2 protein-coding genes are annotated in these 2,727 nt (G+C 44.6%); one reads left to right on the top strand and one right to left on the bottom strand.

From position 1 onward, the window contains the following. Positions 1-1,582, top strand: a 1,582-nt coding sequence (gene pnp, locus ACYVRA_RS06075) for a polyribonucleotide nucleotidyltransferase (protein ID WP_461251857.1), incomplete at its 5' end; no start/stop codon positions are given. Between the two features lie 335 nt (positions 1,583-1,917). On the opposite strand, the gene ACYVRA_RS06070 is transcribed toward pnp, so the two are convergent. Next, positions 1,918-2,661 (bottom strand): LptF/LptG family permease, encoded by a 744-nt coding sequence (locus ACYVRA_RS06070; RefSeq protein WP_461251856.1) that lies wholly within the window; start codon positions 2,659-2,661, stop codon positions 1,918-1,920. Between the last annotated feature and the right edge of the window lie 66 nt (positions 2,662-2,727).

Here is a 2,727-nt window from a genome sequence, read left to right as displayed (position 1 = left end):
GGTGGAAGGCGGCGCGAAAGAAGTAAGCGAAGAGCTGATGATACAGGCGCTTGATAAAGCCCACGCCATGATTAAGGAATTTTGCGCGTTGCAGGAAAAACTGCGCGAGCTTGCGGGAAAGCCTAAGCTCCCCCTCACTCCGCTTCCTTATTCCCTTGAAAACGCGGACGCCATACGAGGAACTGCTTTTCCAAGACTGCAAACAGCCTGCTTCCTTCCAACAAAACTGGAAAGGCACGACGGCATTAAAGCCGTTAAAACTGAATTGGCGGCCCAACACTCGGCGCAGCTTGAAGATGAAAACCAAAAAAAACTTTTCGACGCGTTATTTGAGGATATGCAGTATGAAATCCTGCGCTCGTCAATTTTGAATAACGGAAAGCGCGTTGACGGCAGGGGGTTGGAAGATATCCGCAACATCACTTGCGAAGTGGGAATTTTACAGCGTACCCACGGCTCGGCGTTATTCACCCGGGGTGAGACTCAGGCGCTTGCGGTAACGACATTGGGAACGGTTTTTGATGAACAGATTTTCGACGATATTGAAGGCGATAAGCGCGAAAACTTTATGCTGCATTACAACTTTCCCCCTTATTCAGTCGGCGAAGTCGGCAGAATGGGAACAGGACGCAGGGAAATAGGGCATGGCAATTTGGCGCAACGTTCTTTAAAAGCGATGATTCCCACAAAAGACGAATTCCCGTATACGGTCCGCGTCGTCTCGGAAATTATGGAGTCTAACGGATCTTCTTCGATGGCGTCAGTCTGCGGCGGAACTCTTTCCATGCTTCACGCGGGAGTACCGATGAAAAAACCCGTGGCGGGCATCGCGATGGGGCTTATCACCGAAGGAAAAGCCGGTCCTGGCGACAGGTTCGCCGTGTTATCTGACATTTTAGGCGAGGAAGACCACTTGGGAGACATGGACTTTAAAGTCGCCGGAACAAAAGACGGCATAACTGGCTTTCAAATGGACATAAAAATCGCCGGTGTCAGTTCTGAAATTATGCGAAAGGCGCTTGATCAGGCAAAACGGGGAAGGATGCATATTCTTTCGATAATGAACCAGTGTATAGACAAGCCTGTCGAGCAGATCAGCGAATACGCTCCCAAGATTGTCACTTTACGGATCGATATTGATAAAATCGGTGCGCTTATCGGCCCAGGCGGAAAAAACATAAAAGCGTTATGTGAACAATATTCGGTAAAAATTAACACGGAGGACGACGGCACTGTAACAATTTTCGGCAAGAGCACGAAGGACGCGGAAGACGCTAAAGCGGCGGTTGTCGGCATAGCGTGCGACCCGGAAGTTGACAGAGTATACAACGGAACTGTAAAGCGCATAATGGAATTTGGCGCGTTTGTGGAGATACTGCCCGGCAAGGAAGGACTTGTCCACATAAGCAAGCTTTCAAGGAAAAGGATCGAGAAGGTGACGGACGTGTTAAAGGAAGGCCAGCAGATTCAGGTCAAATTGCTTGAAATTGACAAACAGGGCCGTCTCAATCTTTCGTATATCGACGCGATTGATCCGACAGGCGCCCCTGAAGCGAAAAGCGGCAATCAACGCAGGAATTAAAATCGAAATTCCGCGTGGTTGATGGGCTAATACCTAAATTTGAACCGCGAAAGCATTATAATTAAAGATGGGAGCGAATGCCCAGCTTGTTATCGCTCCCATTTGCATGGAGAACATTGCGGAGGTTGGCGAGCTTTGCGTAACGACAAGAGGCGGTTTTGGATCTGTCGGCGCATAGAGGCGGCGCAAATAGCGGCGTTATTATTGGAATGATAATGAAAGATTTGATTAATTCAATTATTTTTTATTTTCAACGGCGAAACGCTAATTCTCTTGAAAGCAAACGCTTTTTGTCCAAAACTATATTCAATTATATATTATCCGAAATGTTTTTCTCATTTATTATTTGTTTCGGCTTTTCTTCTAAAAATGTCGGGATGTTCGTCATATGACTCATCAATAGAAAAAGGGTATATCCGCAATATGCCTTCTTCATCGTAGCGGTAAATGACGGCGTTTTTAAATTCCCAATAACCGCCCTTCCACTCGGCGGATGGGGCGCGAATCTGCGAGACAAACGAGCCGTCTTTATTCATCTCCACGACGCTTACGCCGTTTAAAATATTTTTTTCGCTGTCAAAATAATCAACCGAATAAATTACAAGCCCGTTTCTGGCCTTTATGACAATATCCGAGTTGCTTTCAGTAACATACTGTTTTAACGCCCGCCTTGAAAGTTCATTTTTTTGTTTAAGCGTAGGTATTACTATTCTGTCGTCAAGGTAAAAAGAAAAAATAGAAGCGGCTAAACCGACCACAACAAAAGAAATGCTAAACCGCCATAATGGTATTCCGGTCGCGAATACGCTTGTCAGTTCGTTTCTTGCGTAAAGATCACCTAACGTATACGCCGCGGCAAAAAGCAGGGACATCGGCATTGAGTATGAAATGCTTTTGGGAATAAAATAAAGGCTTATTTTTAAAATCGTCTTTATGGGCACTTCATTGTTAAGATAACGGATTAAATTTGCAAACAGATCTATAAGCAAAAGCAAAAATACAAACATAGAAATAGCAATAAAAAAAATAGGCAAAAATTGGCGGATAAGATATTTGTCAAGTATCATTATTTTATTCATTTACGCACCTTAATAACGGCAAGAACAAGCCCTATAAATAAAAAGAAAAAATTGGGAAGCCACATC

This window comes from Treponema sp. R8-4-B8 (genome assembly GCF_054786175.1).
The sequence above is the reverse complement of the archived record's forward strand: the minus strand, read 5'-3'. Positions and strand labels throughout refer to the sequence as shown.